The sequence below is a fragment of the Pseudomonas sp. TJI-51 genome, assembly GCF_000190455.2.
Lineage (GTDB): Bacteria > Pseudomonadota > Gammaproteobacteria > Pseudomonadales > Pseudomonadaceae > Aquipseudomonas > Aquipseudomonas juntendi.
On record NZ_AEWE02000074.1, the window covers coordinates 1 to 21099 of the forward strand.

Annotated in this window: 16 protein-coding genes and 1 tRNA gene; 7 read left to right on the forward strand and 10 right to left on the reverse strand. The window is 58.4% G+C overall.

All coding sequences use genetic code 11. The features are described from left to right. Window positions 1-86: 86 nt before the first annotated feature. The 4 genes from G1E_RS16655 to G1E_RS16670 are packed head-to-tail and all read left to right on the forward strand — an operon-like array spanning window position 87 to window position 5327. Window positions 87-1217, forward strand: coding sequence for a tyrosine-type recombinase/integrase (locus G1E_RS16655; protein ID WP_009681710.1), 1131 nt, complete (start codon window positions 87-89; stop codon window positions 1215-1217). Next, on the forward strand, window positions 1214-2905 hold the full coding sequence (locus tag G1E_RS16660; RefSeq protein WP_009681709.1) for a tyrosine-type recombinase/integrase: 1692 nt from the start codon (window positions 1214-1216) through the stop codon (window positions 2903-2905). The genes G1E_RS16655 and G1E_RS16660 overlap by 4 nt, the downstream gene beginning before the upstream one ends. Beyond that, window positions 2902-4815, forward strand: a complete 1914-nt coding sequence (locus G1E_RS16665; RefSeq protein WP_009681708.1) for a tyrosine-type recombinase/integrase — start codon at window positions 2902-2904, stop codon at window positions 4813-4815. Before G1E_RS16660 ends, G1E_RS16665 begins: the two co-directional genes overlap by 4 nt. Then, entirely contained in the window at window positions 4812-5327 is a 516-nt protein-coding gene (locus tag G1E_RS16670) for a hypothetical protein (RefSeq protein ID WP_009681707.1), read from the forward strand. The genes G1E_RS16665 and G1E_RS16670 overlap by 4 nt, the downstream gene beginning before the upstream one ends. 500 nt (window positions 5328-5827) lie before the next feature. Here G1E_RS16670 and G1E_RS16675 read toward each other — a convergent pair whose 3' ends face one another. Further along, on the reverse strand, window positions 5828-7384 hold the full coding sequence (locus G1E_RS16675; protein WP_009681706.1) for a hypothetical protein: 1557 nt from the start codon (window positions 7382-7384) through the stop codon (window positions 5828-5830). Then, a complete protein-coding gene (locus tag G1E_RS16680) occupies window positions 7377-12335 on the reverse strand; it encodes an AAA domain-containing protein (RefSeq protein WP_009681705.1) in 4959 nt (1652 codons plus the stop codon). Before G1E_RS16680 ends, G1E_RS16675 begins: the two co-directional genes overlap by 8 nt. Window positions 12336-13032: 697 nt before the next feature. Here G1E_RS16680 and G1E_RS16685 point away from each other — a divergent pair. Beyond that, window positions 13033-13452 carry a hypothetical protein gene (locus G1E_RS16685; protein ID WP_009681704.1) on the forward strand — a complete coding sequence of 140 codons (420 nt, stop codon included), beginning with the start codon at window positions 13033-13035 and terminating at the stop codon, window positions 13450-13452. A 66-nt stretch (window positions 13453-13518) separates the two neighbouring features. On the opposite strand, the gene G1E_RS16690 is transcribed toward G1E_RS16685, so the two are convergent. The 6 genes from G1E_RS16690 to dapA all read right to left on the reverse strand — a co-directional run bounded on the left by G1E_RS16690 (window position 13519) and on the right by dapA (window position 18271). Next, window positions 13519-14454, reverse strand: coding sequence for a site-specific integrase (locus tag G1E_RS16690; protein WP_256220449.1), 936 nt, complete (start codon window positions 14452-14454; stop codon window positions 13519-13521). Between the two features lie 111 nt (window positions 14455-14565). Beyond that, window positions 14566-14655 (reverse strand) — tRNA-Ser (locus tag G1E_RS16695). Between the two features lie 91 nt (window positions 14656-14746). Next, window positions 14747-15457 carry a phosphoribosylaminoimidazolesuccinocarboxamide synthase gene (gene purC, locus G1E_RS16700; RefSeq protein WP_004375217.1) on the reverse strand — a complete coding sequence of 237 codons (711 nt, stop codon included), beginning with the start codon at window positions 15455-15457 and terminating at the stop codon, window positions 14747-14749. Window positions 15458-15487: 30 nt separating this feature from the next. Then, window positions 15488-16246, reverse strand: coding sequence for an MBL fold metallo-hydrolase (locus G1E_RS16705; RefSeq protein WP_009682009.1), 759 nt, complete (start codon window positions 16244-16246; stop codon window positions 15488-15490). After that, window positions 16247-17368, reverse strand: coding sequence for an outer membrane protein assembly factor BamC (bamC, locus tag G1E_RS16710; protein ID WP_009682010.1), 1122 nt, complete (start codon window positions 17366-17368; stop codon window positions 16247-16249). A gap of 15 nt (window positions 17369-17383) precedes the next feature. Further along, on the reverse strand, window positions 17384-18271 hold the full coding sequence (dapA, locus tag G1E_RS16715; RefSeq protein WP_009682011.1) for a 4-hydroxy-tetrahydrodipicolinate synthase: 888 nt from the start codon (window positions 18269-18271) through the stop codon (window positions 17384-17386). Window positions 18272-18530: 259 nt separating this feature from the next. Between dapA and G1E_RS16720 the strand changes: the two genes are divergently transcribed. After that, complete coding sequence (locus tag G1E_RS16720) at window positions 18531-19091, forward strand: glycine cleavage system protein R (protein ID WP_009682012.1); 561 nt, start codon at window positions 18531-18533, stop codon at window positions 19089-19091. A gap of 10 nt (window positions 19092-19101) precedes the next feature. Further along, on the forward strand, window positions 19102-19575 hold the full coding sequence (locus G1E_RS16725; protein WP_009682013.1) for a peroxiredoxin: 474 nt from the start codon (window positions 19102-19104) through the stop codon (window positions 19573-19575). Window positions 19576-19736: 161 nt separating this feature from the next. Here the strand turns inward: G1E_RS16725 and G1E_RS16730 are convergent, their stop codons facing one another. Next, complete coding sequence (locus G1E_RS16730) at window positions 19737-20807, reverse strand: AI-2E family transporter (protein ID WP_029887111.1); 1071 nt, start codon at window positions 20805-20807, stop codon at window positions 19737-19739. 20 nt (window positions 20808-20827) lie between these two features. Then, window positions 20828-21067, reverse strand: a complete 240-nt coding sequence (locus G1E_RS16735) for a sulfurtransferase TusA family protein (RefSeq protein WP_009682015.1) — start codon at window positions 21065-21067, stop codon at window positions 20828-20830. Between the last annotated feature and the right edge of the window lie 32 nt (window positions 21068-21099).

Consider the following 21099-nt stretch of genomic DNA (forward strand, 5'->3'; position numbering starts at 1 on the left):
TGTTCTACTAGCATCAAGGTGTTGCTGACAAATATCCTTAAGAATCAGCACACTACCATCATGGTGTTGCTAGAAGGGAAAGGCCTATGCGGGTGTTCTACACGGATGAGAGTTTCGAGCTGAATGGCGTGCCCTTGCCAGGGATTCCGTTCCTGGCCAATGCCGGTGCAGAGCTGATCGAGTCGGCCAATCGTTACCTTTTCCACATCGCGGTCGTGCGAGGGCGCACTCGCTCTCCCGCCACCTGGCGAACCTACGCAGACCACCTCTACGAGTTTTTCTCCTTCCTCGAAGAGAACGCTTTGTTCTGGACTCGGGTGAACCAGGAGCACATTGCGGTCTGGCGCAACTCGATGCTGGATCGTGGCCTGTCCCGCTCCACGATCAACAAGCGCCTTTCGACCACCAGTGCGTTTTACACTTGGTGCGCTCGCCAGGGCTTGGCCGAACAGCTGCCATTCGAAACTCAGGATGTGCTTGTGTCAAAACCCAAGGGGTTCTTGGCCCACGTCGATGCTTCAGGGAATCGCCTGCAGGCCAATGAGTTGACCTTGCGTACTCAGCAGCAACTCCCCAAGTTTCTGAGCATCCCGGAGGCCGTCCAGTTTATCGGGGCGCTGTCGCCTCGCAGGACGCAACTGGTGGCCTACCTGATGTTGCTATGTGGTCTGCGTCGTGAGGAGGCCTGCGCGCTCGATGTTCGGGTTCTGCCGACGCCGGCCGGACATTCCCCAAGTAAGGCCATCAAGATGACGCTCGATCCGAGTCTTACGCCGACTAAGGGCTCCAAGGAGCGCTGGGTGATGGTGCCATACGACTTGGCGGGCCATCTGTTCGACTACATGATGCGGGATCGACCGAAACTAGCCGGCATGTACCACAAGCGCCATGGCGCGGAGACAACCAGGCTCTTCCTGACCCGTGATGGCGCTGAGTTGTCGCTGGATGGCTTGGATGTGACCTTTCAACGAGCCTCGGCCAAGTCTGGGGTGAAGTGCACGCCTCATCGTCTCCGACACACCTTCGGCACCTACGAATTTTTGCGCATGTCCGAGCGGCGCGGCACGGATGGCGCGTTGCACTGGGTACGGGATCGTCTGGGCCATTCGAGCATCACCACCACCGAGGTTTACGTGCATGCGGCGGACCTGCTGAAACATGATGAGGTGGACGGTTACGTTGAAGAGGTCCTGCAGCGCGTAGGGAGTCGTTCATGATTGGCAGGAAGCGGGTCGTTCGGAAAGTCGAGTCCATCACACTGGATGGCACTGTTGTCGATTTGCCGCCGTCATGGTGCTTCACCATCAGCTGTCAGCACCATGGTGAAATCCGCTTCGATTTCGATCCATGGTGCCGGCGTGATCGCGATGACCTGGTGATGCATGTACGGGATGCCGTGTGGTCGCTGCGGCATGAGCTGGTGGGAATCACCCTGCAGGGGATATTTCAGCAACTCGCCACTTACTTCTTGCCATTCTTGGATGACCTTGAGAAGAGTGGCTGCGTTGTCAGCCGCTTGAGCCAGATTGACGAGAAGGTGGTCAGAGATTTCCTGGCGTGGCTCGAGCGACGCATCGCCGGCGGGGGGCGGCGGACCGGTCAACCGCTGTCACTCTCGGCGAAGAAAAACGCCTATTCTGCGCTGAAGACAGTGCTGACCAACCGAATGAAAAAGACGCCGGAGTCGGTCAGCACTCAGTTGAGGTTCCCCAAGTCGCCGTTCCCCAATATCAATCGGTTGGTGCCGAAGCGCGCGTCCTACAGCAAGGGCGAGCAGAACAGGATCATTGCGGCGTGCAACCAAGACTTGAAGCGGATTCACAATGAAAGGGGCGAAGACTCATTGTCTCCGGCCCAGGTTTTGGCGGTGCACCTGATCGTTTTGGCATTGGCCACCGGCCGGAACTTTCAAGGCCTGCTTGAGCTGCGACGAGATAGCCTAAAACCCCATCCGCTCAAGGATCGGGAAGTTCTCATCACTGAAAAACGCCGCGGCGGTTCCACGCAGGCCGCATCATACCGGGCGCAGGCTGCCGACCAGGGGGCTGAGCAAGAGCAGATACTCACGATTCCCACCACCGTGGGCAACCACTTCCGGTGGCTGGCTGAATTCACCCGCTCACTGAGCGACGAAGCGCGCGCCGAGGATCGCGACGTCGTATTCCTGTGGCAGGTGCCCCATACCGGGCGCCACCCAAGATCCACCCGTCAGGGGCGGGTTAACCGCTTCACCCAAGTGGATGCCCGAAACGCCATCGCGGATTTCGTGGCACGACATGAACTGGTGGATGACCGTGGGGAGCGCCTTCTCTTCAGCGTCGCTCGTTGTCGCCCGACCTTCGGCACCAACCTGTATGCCCGAACACGAGATATTCGCAAAGTCCAACTCGCACTGGGCCATGCATCCGCCGAGACCACCGCACGCCACTATGTGTCGTTACCGGCAGTTGCTGAGCGGGATCATGTCTTTGTGGGTCAAGCGATGGTGGGCTGGATCACTTCCGCGGATGAGACAAAAGCCACGGCACTGGCCGCCGATGGCAGGATTCCGCTGCAGAACGTGCACGAACTCCTGAGCGGCGGATACAACACCGTCGTTGCTCGCTGCAAGAATCCCTTTCGCGAGGGAGGAGAGGTTTGCGGCAAGTACATGGTCTGCTTCAGATGCCCGCAGATGGTGGTTTTCGAGGACGATCTCTGGAAGATGTTCAGCTTCTACAACAAGCTGCTTGCCGAAAGAAACAAGATCGCCCCGCATCACTGGGTCAAGACATACGGCTGGGTCATCAAGACCATCGACAACGACATAGCAACGCAATTTCCGGCTGACCTGGTCGAGGCAGCAAAGAGCAAGGCCAGGCTGACACCTCATCCCGCCTGGGCGGTCTCTGGAGCCGCATTATGATCCCGCTGCCGCTTGACGTTACTCGCCTGGCAGATCTGACTTTCCTGCAAAAAGCACGTTTGCCTGTCTCGGCCGCCGTCGATACGGCAGGCTCGCCGGTGGTAATCAGCCGGTACGAAGATGACGTCTGGAATTTCTGGCCGTACATCTCAAGGGAGAATGCCAAGGACGGTGAAAAGCGGATCATCTGGGGTATCGCGCTGCCGGACGGTTCAAGGCTGACCGACGAGGCGCATCGCAGCTTGTTGGCCTCGGCCAAGGATTTCATTTGGTCGCTTCATGTCGATCCCATCGAGGGCGGGAAGCGCCTGGGGCTGAAGACACTGATCTCCCTGATGGGCAACCTAGCGTTTCTGCTGCGTTGGATGGTCAGTCAAGGCATCACCAGGTTTGCCCAGTTGGATGGCAGAACCCTGGAGTACGTAGTGGCAGCCAAGGATGGAAAGTCCGCCAAAAGTACCGTGATGAAGAGGTTGCTCCTGGTCGAGAAGTTGTATGCGCAGGTGGGGAAGATCGATGACTACCTGCCATCTCATCCCTGGCCATTTGAAAGTGCTGCCCTGCTGGCCGGCATGGACCAACGCATGGCCCACCGAGTGCCGAAAACGCCGGTGATTCCCGAGTCGGTGTTCGTACCGCTTGCTCAGAAAGCCATTGAGTACGTTGAGCAGCGTGCGCCGGCGATCTTGGTCGTTCAGGCCGAGGCGGAGCAGGCCATGGCGGCAGCCGAGGCGCGTGGCGTGAAAGGGCATGCCTATCGACAGGTCTTTGGTACGGAAGTGGCCAGGGCACACGGCTATGCAGGGCTCAGAGAACTGCATGCCGAAATGGCGCTACTCAGGACGGCCAGCTACATCTGCATCAACATGTTCTCCGGCCTGCGCAACTCCGAAATGATGTCCTTGGAGTCCGGGTGCATCTCAAGGGAGCCCGGAATCGATGGCAGCTACGAGTGCATCTGGTTGCATGGCACGATCTACAAGACCGGCGAGCGACCACACAAATGGCTAGTGCCGCCGATCGTGGTGCAAGCGGTCGATCTCGCCGAGCGCATGATCGAGCCTTTCCAATCGATGCTCCGGGACGAAGAGCGGAAGCTTCGCAAGCTGGAAACCATCGAGTCGAAGCATGCAAAGCGCTTGGCGGAAATATCCAGGAGCAAGAACAAGCTGTTCTTGGCGACGCACTATAGCCAGCAGGGACCGGTGGCCGTGATGCCGGGCGGCGCCGCCGTCAACAGGTGGCTGAAGGACTTCTGCCGGCATTTCCAGATCCGAGCCGACAACGGCGAAGTGTGGGACCTGGCTTCCCACCAGTTCCGGCGCACGTTCGCCTACAACTATGCTCGTTCGGAGCTGGGGGATCTGCTGTACCTAAAAGAGCACTATGGGCACTGGAGCCTCGACATGACCATGTTGTATGCCGACGGCGGGGCCGACGAGTACCAGATCGATAACGGTCTGCTGGACGACGTGGTGCGCGCTAAACAGGAACGCCAAGCGGAGATACTGGCCGGTTACCTCGACTCCGATACCCCCTTGGCCAAAGGTGAGGATTGGCTGGGCACGTGGCGCCCCATGGTTCGCACCGCCAAGAACAAGGACGAGTTGATTCAGGAGTTGAGCAGCACGATCACCCTCAACGGTACCGGGCATAGTTGGTGCGCCGGTAATGCCAAAGGGGGCAGCTGCGGTGGGCTGTGTCTGTTCGAGGCCGATATGTGCGTCGACTGCAATATGGCGCTGATCGGCCCTGAACACCTTCCTGTTTGGAAAGAAATTGCTGAGCAGCAACTAGTGGTGCTGCAACTACCCGATATGGGCGTACCGGCCAAGAGCCGGGCCAACCGCATTCTGGAGAAAGCGAATCAGGTGATCAGCAAACTCGATGGCAGTAGGTCGGAAGCATGAGCGGCGTGGACGCAGCAGGTAATCCCGAGGCGCTACGGGCGCACAAGGAAGCGTCGCAGCGGCAGACCCGCCAAGAGCTAGAGTTGGCGCTCGCTCGCCTAAGAAATGGCAATCCGCGCCGCGTTAAGCGCGGCGCTGCGATCAGCGCAACGACAGTGGCGAGAGAAGCGGGTATCGATCGCTCCACGCTTTATCGTTTCCACGAGCCCATCCTGACGGCGATCCGCAAGTTCAACGAAACCATGCCGAAGCAGCAACTGGAGGCTAAGCAAGGGGAGCTGGGGGAAGCACAGGCCAAGGCCCGCGAGTATCGGGAGGCACTCGAGGCGGCGCGAGATGAAATTACTGCATGGGCTCGTCAGAACTATTTGCTGACTCACCGCGTACGGGAGCTTGAAGCCACTATCCAGCAGCGCGACAAGCTCATAGCGGACTTGCAGACTAGATTGGCCGTGACTGCGAAGTCGGTTCCGCTGAGGTCGGTCGCCGGGCCCCGCGATCACTCCGAGTGAACCCAGGGCACTGTACTTTAAGACCGCTCTAAGCATTGCTCGCAGCGTTAGGAGTAGGTGTTCCGACTCAACCCTGTGGGTTACTGAGCCCAGATCACTTGCAGAACGCAGGTGGCTCGTCGACTACCAACCTTCTTTGCTTTGCAGGTATTGGATGGAAAACAGCAACGAGCCCGATGGCTCTCCGCTTTGCCGGTGGCGGAGATAGCGTGAGCCGCTCTAGAATGGGTTTTATAGGTCTTTATAGTCGATTATAGAAACCGCTCTGAACGCCTGTTGGCGCTGTCCGCTGGGTAGAGCAACGCGGAGGCCAAAGAGCCCAAGCCCGTCTAACGGCTGTGTAGATGATCGCTCGATCCAGCCGCACCGGCACGGTCACCCGCCTGAATTGGCTGCCCTGGCTTTTGTGGACGGGAATGTCACCGGGGAAGTTCACCAGAACTTGGAGAGTCTCTAGGAAAGCCGGGGCGATTCAGTCCAAGTAACCGTTTTAAGCTCACTTACCACTTTCTGGGCGGCTTTCTAATTGTAAGCTTCACCTGACTAGTCATAGGAAAGCCCAGGCTACTGGATTGAATCAGCTCTAGACGATCCTTTTCCATGTGATTGGTGATGTCCTTCTCCGAATCCTCGCTCCACACAACAAAACCCTCTCCCCGACCGGACAGCCGAGAGTTGAGGAAATTGTCGATGTGGGCAACACGCACAGGATCACGGGTGATGTAGCCAATCGGCACGGTTGCAGCACTATCATCGCTCGGCTGGAAGTGGTACTGCACCACAGCGAGCTGGCCGGGGATCAAGAAGATTTCAAAACGATCCTGAAGATCCGATCCTTCGAACGCGATCCCGTTTGGAATACGGTTATGGTAGGTGCTGCGCAGCTGGCCGAACTCCTTCTTGTCATCGAATGGCAGGATCGCAGTGATCTTGCCTTTGACATGTGGGGCTTCGCTCAGCTTTTCTGCTGTCTTGCGGCAGAAATCGCTCAGCAGCGTTCCATTGGCCGCCCAAAGAGGGACAGAGCTCGACAACCATAGGGCAGAGTGAATCGTACCCTCAGGCCAGTCCTTGGAGAGGTCTTCCAGCATGCGGCCTAGAGTGATTCGGTTGTTGTTGTCATACAAGGGTCCAATCATCGCCCTTGTTTCCTGGTTGCCATACCCGGTTTTGCGATCCTTGTGATCGATCAGCCATGAGTTGATGTCCAACCCTCGATCGTCCAGGTAACGTGCTAGTACCTCGTCTTTGAACTCCTGGCAGTATTCCTGTGGACTCATCCCGTCCTTGGGCATCCTGAGACTGTTGAGGTAGTCGGATATCTTGGCTTCCAGATCCATGCTTAACGGGCGCTGGCGAGTACCCCCGACTTTCTCGGCGACACGTTTGATGATCTCAACATTGCCGGCCTGCGTTGGCAACAAGCCGATTTCCAGATCCACTTGGATATTGACTGGGGCCATCTGGTCACAGGTGCCGACCTTGTAGAGTCGGGTCTTGCGGGTTTCCGACTCGGAGAGTTTCGAGAAATCTAGGAAAGCTCGGTATTGATCGCCGAAGGCATCCGCGACAGCCAGTACAGACCACCCCTTGCTTTCTGGCGGCACAGGGATCTGTGGAAGCCCCCAGCGGGTTCGGTTGTGCTGGCTTGGCGGCATGATCGTCTTGGTGAGCAGCTCGAAGATGGGGCGCTCAATCCTCTCCTCATACTTGGTGAGGCTCGGACTGGCCGATGAACTGCCCTTGGTGCGATCCATAAGCATCGATGACGGCGTCAGATGCCCATCATTGGTGTAGACCGCCAGCTTGTTACGGATGAGCGTCTCGATCAACACGTCACATTCGCGCTTAGACAGGCCGAAATAATCTCGGATCTCGCCAGGCAGCACTTCCTGCAAGGCCAGCAGCAAGCGGCAGGTAAACTCCTCAACCGCAGGAAGGGAAACCTCCTTCGTCCAAGCACAGTTGATCTGGTATTGATACGCCGGCACCAATAGGGAAATGGTGTTGCAGATGCGAAAGCCAGAGGCGTCGGCGGCTTGATATTCATCATTCATTGCGCTGGCCCTCAATCACTGTGGTGCCGTCAACGATTTCGTAATCATCTGGCGAAATGGCGTGCTGCTCGGATACATAGCGAACAACGCTGCCCAACGCGGAAGGTGCGTTCACGCCACTCCACATGCGCTTGGAGCCGATGATCACCAGGCGATCCTTGGCTCGGGACAACGCCACATTGATCCTGGATTGATCTACCAGGAAACCTTGAAGACCCTTGTCATTATTCCTAACTAAGCTGAGGATTAATAAAGCATTCTCGCTGCCCTGATAGGAATCTACAGTATCAATCCTGACGGCATCGCGCAGTGGGGCCGCCCATTCCGCTCGACTCAGTTCCTCTTCGATCAGACGTTTCTGCCCCCGGTACATCGTGATTAAGCCAATCGGCTGTGGGCTCATTGGAGTGCGCTTGGCGTTGAGCTTTTCCATGTGCTCGGGGCGTGCCAGTTGCCGCAGCAGATGCAGGCACACAGCGACCTCATGCTTGTTCACGAACTTGCCTTTCTGAGGCTCGTCTTCATTGACCGCCCGCTCCCCTGTGCCGCTGTCGATCCAGCTGACTGGTTTGTTCAAGGGATAAGGCAATTCCGAGCACCAGGGATCAGCTTTCTTGCGGAAGCTGTACAGCTCGTTGTTATAGAAGCAATGGCTGACGACCTTGCCGATCGGCTCAATCATCCGGTACTGAGTATCCAAGGCAATGCCATTGTTCACGAGAAAGGCGCGCTCAAAATCGGTTTTGAGCACCTCCCGTTCATCAATCTGCAGCTTCCTGGCGACCTCTCGTATATGTTTCTTCTCATACATGGGCGCCAACTGCTTGTGGTCACCCACCAGGAGAACACGGCGACCGCACTGCATAGCGATCATCAATTCCGAAGCTTGTGCTCGCCCTGCTTCATCAACAATGACCCAGTCGAACTCCATCTCCTCAATGTGAATACCGCCCGCCCCGATTCCCACCAGAGTGCCGCACACCAGTTGCGAGGTCTTGACCAGGAACTTGTCATAGTTCGCAGCCCCTGAGCCCAATACGTCAATCCAGTCCTGGCTGATTCCAATCAGATTGTTCAACCGCTGAAGTGCCAGCTGATTGGTGACGCCATGCTGCCGTGCCACCTGAGTGGACAGCTCGCTCCAGAACTCCGGAGCAGCAGGTGATGGTAGATTGAACTCATACTTTCGGCTGTCCATGTGGTGCTGAAGCGACTCCACACAGCTTTTGATCTTGGCGTCATAGCCCATGACCTTGTCGATGCGCGTTTCTTCACTGATTTGGCGCTTGGCGGCAATTTCATCTCTCTGCTTGGTATACGTGCGCACTCGATCAAGAATTGGGCTGATGCTGCGATGCAGTTTGGCCAATTCCTCCACCAGTTCCTGGCTGAGCATCAGGCGGGAGGAAAGCGCATTGATCCGCTTTTCATATTCACGCTGAAACTTGTAGCGAATTTGGCGCTGGATCGAACTGGAATGACACTGGAGCATTTGGTCATCGATAGCCGATTCATGACCCAGGCGAATGACGCTCAAGTCTGTACCAAGCGCTGAACACAGCTCTCGGGCCTTGATCGCCACAGTGTCTACCGAAGCATGCGATTGCCCCACCAGAAGGATATTCCCCGCCAACTCATTTTCGAACAGGTAGTGGATCAGCTTGGTGACAAAAGCGGTCTTGCCAGTGCCTGGCGGGCCCTGGAGGACAGAAATCGGGCCCTCGGAGACGGTTCGCTGGAAGGCCACAATTTGCCGGGGGTTCAGTTGCTCGAATTCAGAGTCGTATCGAGCCCTGATCGCCACTTCTTCTGGAATCTTGCCAATGACTTTCGATTGCTGTGCACCGTCCTGATCAAAATAGGCGGGCAGGTTCGAGATGCGGGATACACCATTCAGCACGCGCTCCATCGCTTTTTTGCGGCGCTCACGTGATGCATTGTTGAGTTTTGACTCAAAAATCAGCTCCGTACCAGGAGTCAGCTTTTGCTTCACGCTGCGAATGCCGGCAGAAAACATGCGCACTGCCAGTCGGGTCGAGCTGCATTCCTCGGCAACCACTTCCCCAAATGGACGACTTTCACCATCTAGGTAGATGCCGATATCACCTGCATCCTCGTTGAAGTCCAGATCCCGGCCATTCTGCGCCACATAGGGGATTAGCAGCGCTCCGGTCTGGCTCTCCTCGAAGGTCGCGTTTTCAATCTCAACCCTCATCAATTGGTCGCCCTCCGTCTCCAGCATGGCCTTCCAAATGGTGAAGGGCCTTACTGTCTGATCGACGAAAGCATCACATTCATCCTCGACAACCTCCTCGCCTTCCACCTCATCAGACTTCTTGAGGAAGCTCTGCACGGGCTCCTGGTTTAACAGGAAGCGGACGAATGCCTCTTCCGTTGCCTTGGTGGAAATACCTTTCTGAATGGCAATAGGTTGGGTGAAGGTAGCCTGAGCTTTATGGCCTGCGGAAATGTAATCGCTGAAGGATACGTCCGACAGCCATGCAGACGACAAGGTCTCTCGCACAGGGTCGAAATTGAAACTAAGTCGCTTATCCTGCGCAGTGATCTTTATGTACAGCTGCTCTGGGTTACGATCAGCACGCTCGACTTGCAGGTAGTACGCCGATTCACCTGCCTGAAGCAGCATTTCTGTAGCAGGCCACTTGAAAACGTCAGCTACGAATTTGAGGGGCTGTATTTCAGGGAGTGAGGGTTTTTTCAGGGCCTCAAGTTCGGCCTTGATGCTTTCATCCAATGGATCGATGGCTACCGGAATGCCGTTAGGCTGCTCCTTGGCCAAGGCAAACTCGATGGCTAGGGCCTTGGGAGCTTCCTCCCCCAGAAGCTCCTCAACGATCTGATAGACCGCATAGCAATCTCGCCCGAAGCTGTCGGTGCTCGCCGGATTGATCGGGCCATACTCAACGTTGTACGGATCTGACGTATCGCCAAAATCCAGGGCGTCAATGAAGATGAGGGACAGTAGCTCATCCGCCTGGCTTGGGCACACCAGAATGTTGCCTGGGTGCAGATCTCCATGTGCGAAATCTCTGCCATGAACATTGATCAGCAGGTTGCACAGCGCCGAGGCCGCCTCTAGCTTTTTTTCAAGAGTGTCCAGACCTGCAATGAAATCTGGCCAGCTTTTGCCCTCCTCAAACCGAGTGACCACAAACAGTCCGTTGCCGCTGGCAAACATGCCATGGCTCAACAGGCTCGGTAATGGTAACTCGTCTTCCAGAGTCTGCTCGATACGCTTACGCATGCGCAGAATTCGGCGATTGATGCCAGGGTTCTTGATGTCTACAACAGCCTTCGGCCAGAATTTGAGAAGTGCCTCTTCGCCTTCAAATACGCACCGATAGACCATCTTCTCAGCTGTCGTCTCAGGGATTACACCCGGTGCTGGAGGGAAGTAACTCATCAGCATGTAAGGGTTCCAGTCGGCCTTGATGAAGTCGCCTTTGGCGATCTCCTGCATGACCTCCTGTGTGTCGTCGTATTGCAGCGGTTTGCCGATTGCCAGGGTGTTTAACTCGGCAAGCATTTCCGAGGCGTTGGCAAAGCGGTTCTCCGGCTCAAGATCCATTGCCTTGGCAAAAAAAGTATTCAACTCGCCATCGAAGGGATCATTGGGTATCGAACGCCAGACGGGAATTCCCTCTTCCAGGACAAACTTGGCGCCATGAAAGCAAATCTTGTGGGCCACAAGGGCCAAGAGGTACACATCCTTCGCAAAAGGGCTGAGGACATCCCCTTCGGCCGCGTAGACATCCTCGGGCAGCAGCGTAGAGCTGCTTTTCAGGCGCTCAGCCAGATCCTTGACTGTGCCCTTGTCAGGAATGAACGCTGCATGAAAGCTTGAGGCCAGCACAATGCGCGAATCCTGTGAGTACCAAAGGTTCTGGGTATCAATATCTCGATGGGCGAAGCCCATGCTGTGCATTTCAGCAAAGGGCGCAAGTAAGGCTTTGGTCAGGTCGAGACGATCATCCACCGACCATTTATGGCCGTGAAGATTGAGATGCTGCTCAAGGCGCAGGGTGTTCTTGCGCAACTCGAACAACTCAACACAGTCGCTTGTGATGTTGTCTTCCACCATGGGAGACAGGGGCCTCAGCAGGAAGTCTTCCAGTGGGCTGTTGGCAGCGCTGGCGGTTCGGAACACAAAGTCCTCGCGGGTAACGATCCGACGCCATGTTTCGTCATCGTGAAACGCCAGGCCCAGTGCTGCCAGATCCCAGCGACGCATCATGGCTTTGCTGATGGGTGGGCCGGCGTTCGTGGCGGGGTACTCACTGAACAGGTGCTGGTCATGCACACGGTCAGGTGCAATGGCTGCCGTGTATTCAAGATATTGAAACTCTGCGAGCTCGACACGACTTCCACGAAAGAAGCTGTCAAAAATGGGCTGGTTCTGGTTCGGACGCGACCTGCCCATCTCATCGAATATGATCATCCTGACTTTCTGAACGTAATCTTCGTAGTGTTTACCGCCGATCTTCAGAAAGTCTTCCAGGGTGTGGACGAACTGACGTTCGTTTTCCGGTAGGTACTCCGGGGTAGCGCTGCCGCAGAGTACGACATGCGCCTCGACATAGGGGCAATACCCCAGCTTGTGTTCAAGTTCAGTCTTTAGGATGGCTGCCAGGCGGTAGCCCTGGTCGCGCTTACGGTGATATGCGCTTTTGCCTCGGTTCTGCTCGCCACGCTTGGTCGTTATGATCCAGTTGCCATCGTAGCTAGTCAGCTTGCCATGCCATTCCTTGAGCTCGACAACCAGCAGCCGGTCATGGGTGACGATAATAAGGTCAAATTCCATCGAGCCTTGCTTGTCGGCCACTAGCACTGAAGCGTAGCCATACCAACTGTCCCGCAGATGCTTCTGCATCTGATCCAGAGCATTTGTCTCGCTTTTGTGCAGCCCATTGCCCCGAACGATGATTTGCATATTGGCTTCCCTACTGCTGACCTGCGAGCGACCTTAAGGCGCTAGAGGCAATAGTGCCTCCATGGCAACCTGCTTGCGTTCGACCACAGCTCCTGCTGGCTTTTGAAACACTCTGTCGGTGTTGGCTTCAGACACTGGCAAAGCCTGTAAGCTTGCCCAGTGCCAAGACTGATACAAATGGAATAGGAAAACAAACGATACAACTGATCAAGTGTCAGCCCAGCCTGCCGAATTGGCGGACAGGCGAGAAAGGCGGCAAGGTTTACCGGGCCTGTCACGCACTCCAACAGGTGATCCGCCGGCTATAAAGCCCGGTAGCTCGCATAGTGGACGGCGCTCGCTGGCTGCCCGAGCTCTGGCCGCGATAGGTGACGTTGAGACTCTGCAAACTATCCTGGGCCAACAACACCTGGATCACAGCAAGCCGTACCTCAGCGTTGATCAAAACACCCTTCGCCGGGCATTCGAGCTGTGCTTGGCGTAGGTTTCGTACCGTTGCGGGCCGGGATTGAGGGTTGAAAACCGCTTGGGTGTGGGAAAATTGCGGCATTGAGTTGGGATTTCGACCAAGTCCGTTATCTTCAGGACATATTTCGTTGTGTGACCTGATGGCGCGAGCAATTAGGGCAGATTATGGCCTTTCGTTTCCGGCGACTCGTGAGACGCTGAACTCATTACGAATACCGAGGAAAGCCCATTGGACTATATCCTTGTCGCCTACGCCTTCCGGGAAGAGCTTGAGAAGCAGAAGGGCTTGGATCAACTCCCGGACCACTTGAAGAAATTTCCATGTGGCTGCTGCGGCGTGGTGTCTGAACTGCTCGGTGACTATTTCAATACGCAGCTTGGGTTGCGGGTTGAGTATGTTTGCGGCGAAAAGGACGGTGGCTCTCATGCCTGGATTGAGTTAGATGGCGTCGTCATTGACATCACCAGCGACCAATTCGAAGGACGCCCGCCGGTGTTCATCGCTGCAAAAGATAGCTGGTACACCTCTTGGGAAGAGGCATCGCGGAATTTTGCAATCCACCATCCAAGTGCCTGGACATATCGCGAAGAGCGCGAAGTGCTTCGAAAGGTGCTCAGTAGTGCCGGGCTTCCCGATCCAGACGTATAAGAAATCCCACCCATAGCAGTTCGCGAAAACCGTAGCGCATGACTTTCCGAATTCAGTGTGCTCCCCTTATGCGCAACGCATGAGGCCGATGCGGTCAGGCTCGCCCCCTACAGGGTAATAGCTGTGTTTTGCGAAACATTTGCAATGTTGGGAGAATTCGTGGCGCAGGTCGTGAAGGCGTAGACCTTCAATCCCGGCAGCCTCGCAGGCTCTGGGGAAGTAGTTGCTGATCGTATTGAGCGCCAGGCTGAAGTACCGGCCGCCACCGATCGGCGTGGGCAGGCACTCCAGCAGTGCAATCGCCCGGGAGGACAGCGGCACAGCCCGTCTCTCGCCGTTTTTAGTGTCTTCCAGATAAGCCACTTTGCCGCGCACCTGGTCGCGGCGCAGCATCAGCAGCTCAGACCGTCGCATCGCGGTCTCCACCGCCAACTCAATGAATACTGGAAGCTGGGCATTCATCTGGCCGGCTGCCTTGTACAGTCCGGTGAGCTCCGCCGGTGTTGGCCGGCGATCCCTCTCCTTGCTGCCCTTTGGCATACGGATCGCTCGACAAGGGTTGGTCAGCCCTTCAATGCCCCATTCCTTGGTGGCCACCGTGTAGAGGTGGCTGATCACCGCCAGGTTGAGGCGGACAGTCGCCGTCGACTTGCCTTCCTTGAGTTCAGCATCGCGATACGCCGCCATATCGCTCGAGCGGATCGCGGCGAGGCCTTTGCTGGCAAGCTTGTGTTCTTTCCACTTCTTGATGCGGACCTGTTCCTGCTTGGCGCCCTTCTTGGTGGAAGTAACCTCCGACAGGTAGCGGTCCAGGGCCTCGGCGAGCGTGGTGCTCTCGGCTTCGCGCATGTCGACGAAGCGCGCACGCGACATATCACCCTCGATCTCGGCAGCCCATCGCTGGGCTTCTGCCTTGGTGTCAAAGGTGGCGGAAAGGGTTGGGTATCCTTTGCGGCGGATCTGGGCGCGCCAGGCGTCACCGCGCTTCTCGTAGTAGGCCATGGTGGGAAATGATAGCGAACGCTTGGGGGAAATACACGCTCCCCCATTCCCCCAAAATTCCCCCAAACGAAAAAAGCCCCGAGGGCTATACAGCGCTCGGGGCCTTTAATATGGCGGAGAGATAGGGATTTGAACCCTAGGTACTGTTGCCAGTACAACGGATTTCGAATCCGTCCCGTTCGACCACTCCGGCATCTCTCCAATGCCGCGCATCATACCAGCGTTCTTTTAAAACGCAAACCTTTTTTTAAAAAAAATCGCGTGGTATCAGGCGCTTGCGTGAACGCACCGCTTACAGCGGCACGCCCAGGCGCTTGGCAACTTCTTCGTAGGCTTCGATCACGTCGCCCAGGCCCTGGCGGAAGCGGTCCTTGTCCATCTTCTTGCGGGTTTCTTTGTCCCACAGGCGGCAACCGTCTGGGCTGAACTCGTCACCCAGCACGATCTGGCCGTGGAATACGCCGAACTCCAGCTTGAAGTCGACCAGCAGCAGGCCGGCGTCATCGAACAGCTTGCTCAGCACTTCGTTGACCTTCAACGACAGCTTTTTCATTTCTGCCAACTGCTCGGCGGTGCCCCAGCCGAACGCGACAACGTGGGACTCGTTGATGAACGGGTCGCCCTTCTCGTCGTTTTTCAGGAACAGCTCGAAGGTGGACGGCTCCAGCTTGATGCCTTCTTCAACGCCCAGGCGCTTGACCAGGCTGCCGGCCGCGTAGTTACGCACTACGCATTCGACCGGGATCATGTCCAGCTTCTTGACCAGGCATTCGTTGTCGCCCAGCAGCTTGTCGAACTGGGTCGGCACGCCGGCTTCTTCCAGCTTTTGCATGATGAAGGCGTTGAACTTGTTGTTCACCATGCCTTTACGGTCGAGCTGTTCGATGCGCTTGCCGTCGAACGCCGACGTGTCGTTACGGAACAGCAGGATCAAGCGGTCGGCGTCATCGGTCTTGTAAACCGATTTGGCCTTGCCGCGGTAGAGTTCGTCGCGTTTTTCCATGATTGGGCTCCGCTTGCTTGAGGTGTTGGGCTAGGCGATTTCGCGCCAGTCGAGCCCGTGTTCCTGATTCGCCACCTGGAGCCAGTCCGGGTCGCACCCGAGGGTGTCGACGAAGCACTGGCGCGCCAGATGTGGCAGGTTGTTCTTGCTGCTGAGGTGGGCCAGCACCAGGTGCTGCAGGTTGTTCCAGCCCAACTCGTGCACCAGGCGCGCGGCCTGGTGATTGTTCAAATGCCCTTGCATGCCCCCTACCCGCCGCTTCAAGAACGCCGGGTAGTGACCGCGCGCCAGCAGGTCGCGGCAGTGGTTGGCCTCGATCAGCAGTGCATCCAGGCCTTGGTAGCGTTCCAGCAGCAGCGCGTCGTACGAGCCCAGGTCGGTGAGCATGCCAAAACGGCGCTTGCCGTCACTGACCACATACTGCAAGGGCTCGTAGGCGTCGTGCTCTACCCGCGCGGCGTTCACTTGCAGGCTGCCGATATGCAGGCTTTGGCCACAGGCCAGAAAACCGGCCACCTCCACCGGCTTGCGCATGCCGCGCAGGGTGCCTTGGCTGAGGTAGACCGGTACATTGTAGCGCCGTGACAGCAAGCCGACCCCATGCACGTGGTCGGCATGTTCGTGGGTGACCAGCACAGCACTGAGTTGCGCCGGCGAAACCCCGAGCAGCGCCAGGCGCCGCTCGGTTTCGCGCAGGGAAAAGCCGCAATCGACCAGGATGAACGTGTCACCACTGGCGATCAGCGTGCCGTTCCCTTGGCTGCCGCTTCCGAGTACCGCGAAGCGCACTTAGCCCAGGTGGTCCTGAATGGCGCTCAGCACGCGGCGGGCGACATCGGGCGGCGCCACGGTGTTGATGTTTTTCTCGACGGTGACCTGCACGCTTTCACCCACCTTGCTCAGGCGCACCTGGTAGCGCTCGGCACGGGCTTCACGCTCTTCCTTGGTGGGCTCGCTGCCGAACAGGCGGCCGAAGAAGCCCGGCTGGTTCTGCTTGTCTTCAGGCTTTTCCGACAGGTTGATGTAGTACAGGCCCAGGCTGCGGTTGATGTCCTCGACACGCCACTGGCCACCCTGCTCCAGGGCGCGGCCTACACCCGACCAGGCGCGGTCCAGGTCGGAGCCCAGGTAGAGTACCGGGTTACCGCTGCCGTCCTCGCTCAGGCTGACGCGGCTTGGCGCGTCGAAATCACGCTCAGCCAGCAGCGACACCGAACCGCCCTTCTCGGCGCTGCGGTTCATGCTGGCCAGCATTTCGTCGACCAGCAGGGCATCGGCGCCGGCATTGGCGGAGGTGGACGGGAACGCGGGCTCGGCGGTGCTGCCGGCCGGGCGCTCGACGCTGACCACATACACCTCGGAGGTGTTGCGTTGCACGCCAGGCTCCATGCGCACACGTACGCGCACTTCGCTGTCAGCGCTGCTGGCAGTGCTGGCCAGGCGCTGGCCGAGCGATGCCGACAGCTCGTCGAAGCGCTGCCAGCTGGTGTTGAATTCACCGGTCTGCGGGCGCTCTTCGTCGATACGGAAGCCGTTGTCCTCGAAGAACTGGCGGGCCACCGGCCACACCTCGGCCGGCGAGTGCTGGGCCAGCACCCAACGGCTGCTACCGCTGCGCTGCAGGCTGTAGTCGGTGACCTGGCCAGCGCCACCGGTCAACGGTTGCGGCCGCGGCACTTCGTACTCGCCCGTGACGTTGTCATCGGCGACGTTACGCGGAATTGGCAACAGCGGGTCGAGCCGCTTGACGTTGCTGGCGTCCGGCGGCAGCTGCATGGGCGCGGTAGGGTGCGCCTGCAGGTAGTCGCTGCCGCGGTCGCGGAAATAGCCATCCTCGCCCCACAGCCAGCCACACCCACTGGTGCTGGAGATAATCAGGGCAAGGGCAGAAAGACCAGCCAGTCGCTTCATGCGGTGTACTTCCTCTTAAACCAGTACGCCGGACTGGCGCAAGGCAGTACGGACTTTGTCGTGGCAACCTTCGCTGAGCCAGGTCAGCGGCAGGCGAATACCCTTTTTCATCAGGCCCATTTCAACGAGCGCCCACTTCACCGGGATGGGGTTGGCTTCGCAGAACAGCTCTTTGTGCAGTGGCATGAGTTTTTCGTTGATAGCGCGGGCCTTCTCGGCATCGCCCGCAAGGGCGGCCTCGCACATATCGGCCATTTCGCGCGGGGCGACGTTGGCGGTGACGGAGATGTTGCCCTTGCCGCCCATCAGGATCAACTCGACAGCGGTCGGGTCATCGCCAGACATGACGATGAAGTCGCTGGCAACGCCTTCCAGGATGGCCTTGGCACGGGCCAGGTCGCCGGTGGCTTCCTTGATACCGATGATGTTCGGCACAGTCGACAGGCGGATCACGGTCTCGGCCTGCATGTCGCAGGAGGTGCGGCCCGGCACGTTGTAGAGAATCTGCGGGATGTCGACGGCTTCGGCAATGTGCTTGAAGTGCTGGTACAGGCCTTCTTGCGTTGGCTTGTTGTAGTACGGCACCACCAGCAGGCAGGCATCGGCGCCGGCATTCTTGGCGTTCTGGGTCAGGTGCACGGCTTCGGCAGTGGAGTTGGCACCGGTACCGGCGATGACCGGGATGGGCTTGTTGCTGCGCTTGACGCGCTCGACCACATGCTTGATGACCAGGATGTGCTCTTCGACATCGAGCGTGGCCGACTCACCGGTGGTGCCGACAGCGACGATCGCATGGGTGCCGTTTTCCAGGTGGAAGTCTACAAGTTTGTCGAGGCTGCCCCAGTCAACACGCCCTTGTGCATCCATGGGTGTGACCAATGCCACCATACTGCCCGCAATCATGTAACTGCTCCTGCCGGAAAAAGAGAGCGGTAATGGTACTGGGGGCATCGGCCTTGCACAAGCGAAGCAGGCGGGCGGAGCATTCCCCTCGGCGCCTTATTTCGCTACCCTTGATGCTTTGATCGGTGCAGCGCGGCCCGCCGGGCCGTCGACCTTGCTCCCGGCCAGCGTCCAAGACCTCGCATGCGAGCCCCGGGCCCTGCCGACTGGAGGCTTTCTCCCGTCCTGTACCGACCGCTCATCGCTTTAGGAATGCTGCATGTCCACCCCCACCGTCCGCGAACAATTCCTCGTCATCAGTGCCTTGGGGCCCAACCCCATGGAACTGGCCAACGTCCTCAGCCGCGCTGCCTTCGAAAACCGCTGCGCGGTGGTTACCTCGCGCCTGAGCCGCCACGGCGAAACCAGCGCCCTGGTGCTGCAGGTAGGCGGCAGCTGGGACGCCCTGGCCCGCCTTGAAGCCATGTTGCCAAGCCTGGGCAAGAAGCACGGCCTGACCTTGGACGTGGTGCGCAGCGCCGACCAGGAGGTACGCCCGCAGGCCCTGCCTTATGTAGCCTACGTCAGCGCCGCCTACCGCCCGGACATCATCAACGAGCTGTGCCAGTTCTTCCTCGACCACCGCGTCGAGCTGGAAGCCATGACGTGCGATACCTACCTGGCGCCGCAGACCGGCAGCAGCATGCTCAATGCCCAGTTCACCGTCATTTTGCCGGCCGGCACGCAAATCAGCTGGTTGCGTGACCAGTTCCTGGACTTTGCCGACGCCCTGAACCTCGATGCGCTGATCGAGCCATGGCGCCCACAGAACCCAATGTAAGGAAGCGATCATGGCTGTAGCACTCGACCAACCTGTAGCGCACTTCCAGGCCCAGGCCACCGGCGGGCAAACCGTGAGCCTGGCCGACCTCAAGGGCCGGCAGGTGGTGCTGTACTTCTACCCGAAGGACAGCACCCCGGGCTGCACCACCGAAGGCCAGGGCTTCCGCGACCAGCATGAAGCCTTTGCCGCAGCCAACACCGTGGTGTTCGGCGTGTCGCGTGACGGCCTCAAGTCGCACGAGAACTTCAAGGCCAAGCAAGGCTTCCCGTTCGAGCTGATCAGCGACAAGGACGAGGCCCTGTGCCAGCTGTTCGACGTGATCAAGCTGAAGAAGCTGTATGGCAAGGAGTACATGGGCGTGGATCGCAGCACCTTCCTGGTCGACAAGGACGGTGTGCTGCGCCAGGAATGGCGTGGGGTGAAGGTGCCCGGGCATGTGGATGCCGTGTTGGCAGCAGCTCAGGCACTGAACAAGGCTTGAGATCGTTGGGGGCGCTTGGCGCCCCTTACGCGACATGAGGCCGCTCCTACGCCGGGCGGGGGCGGCCGGCAGTACTGCGGGGCCGGGCCGGCATCATCGGAAATCGCGGATCCCTGTAGGAGCGGCCTTGTGTCGCGATGGGCTGCAAAGCAGCCCCAAATTTACAGCATCGGTGACACAATAGGCTCCTGCCGCGGCCAGGCATCCAGCACAGCCTTGATCAGGGTCGCCAGCGGGATGGCGAAGAAGATCCCCCAGAACCCCCACAGCCCGCCAAACAACAACACCGCGCAAATGATCGCCACCGGGTGCAGGCTCACGGCCTCGGAAAACAGCAGCGGCACCAGCACGTTGCCATCCAGCGCCTGGATGATCGCGTACACCGTCATCAGGTAGATGAACTGATCGCCCCAGCCCCATTGGAACAGTGCAATCAGCGTGACCGGCACCGTTACCACTACCGCGCCCACATAGGGCACCACCACCGACAGCCCCACCAGCAACGCCAGCAGCGCGGCATAATTGAGCCCGAGGCTGATGAACGCGATGTAGGTGGCAATGCCACAGATCAGGATCTCGATGCCCTTGCCACGGATGTAGTTGGCGATCTGCCGGTTCATCTCGCTACCCACCCGGTTCAGCAGGGTGCGCTGGCGTGGCAGGTAGCCACTGACCCAGCGGCCGATGAGTTCGCGGTCCTTGAGGAAGAAGAACACCAGGATCGGCACCAGCACCAGGTAGATCATGGCATTGACCAGCAATGGCAGGCTGGACAGCGAGAATGTCAGCGCCCATTGGCCAAACTTGCCGATTTCACCGCGCACCGATTCGATGGCATGCAGCACCTGCTCGTCCGACACCAGGTGCGGGTAACGCTCGGGCAACAACAGCAACAACGACTGCCACTTGCCGAGCATGCCCGGTAGCTCGTTGAACAGGGTGATCAGCTGGTGCCACAACAGCGGCACCAACACCAGCATGAACAGCGCCAGCGCCCCCATGAACAGGGCAAATACCAGCATCACTGCCAACCGCGTGGGCACCCGCAAGCGCTCCAGGGCATTGACCAGGCCTTGCATGAGGAACGCCAGCACCATGCCCGCCAGCACCGGCGCGAGCATGCCACCCAGGGTTAGCACGGCCGTGAACGCCAGGAACAGCAAGACCGCCAGCACCACCGCTTCTTCATCGGAGAAGTAGCGCTGCACCCAGTCGCGAAGCACTTTGAACATTGACGATCCTTGGTAAAGACTCAGGCCTTGCGCAGCCAGTAGGTGTAGGTGCCGGCCTCGGCCGTTTCCTGCAGCAGGGTATGACCGGCCAACGTGGCGAAAGTGCGGAAGTCGCGCTGCGAGCCGGTGTCGGTGGCGATCACCTTGAGCACCGCGCCGCTGGCCAGGCGGTTGAGCTCCATCTTGGCCTTGAGCAGCGGCAAAGGGCAATTCAGCCCGCTGGCGTCGAGTACGGCGTCGCAGGTCAGGGTGTCACTCATTGCAGGGTCTCCAAAGGCATTGCCAGACTGCT